At 58.2% G+C, this 304-nt stretch carries 1 protein-coding gene; it reads left to right on the top strand.

Translation table 11 applies throughout. The features are described 5' to 3' along the window. Window positions 1-20 precede the first annotated feature (20 nt). On the top strand, window positions 21-304 hold a 284-nt coding region (locus JYB63_RS22795), incomplete at its 3' end, for a phage tail tape measure protein (RefSeq protein WP_431193911.1).

Below are 304 nucleotides of genomic sequence, written 5' to 3'. Positions count from 1 at the left end.
AAGAGAGCGCCACGGACAGTATGTCGCAGGTAAAAAGTGCAGCCACGCAGACCTTTGATGGTATTGCACAGAATATGGCGGCGATGCTGACCGGCAGTGAGCAGAACTGGCGCAGCTTCACCCGTTCCGTGCTGTCCATGATGACAGAAATTCTGCTTACGCAGGCAATGGTGGGGATTGTCGGGAGTATCGGCAGCGCCATTGGCGGGGCTGTTGGTGGCGGCGCATCCGCGTCAGGCGGTACAGCCATTCAGGCCGCTGCGGCGAAATTCCATTTTGCAACCGGAGGATTTACGGGAACCGG

The organism is Aliamphritea spongicola (assembly GCF_017051665.1).
Classification (GTDB): domain Bacteria; phylum Pseudomonadota; class Gammaproteobacteria; order Pseudomonadales; family Balneatricaceae; genus Amphritea; species Amphritea spongicola.
This window is presented reverse-complemented; position numbering and strand designations above follow the sequence as displayed.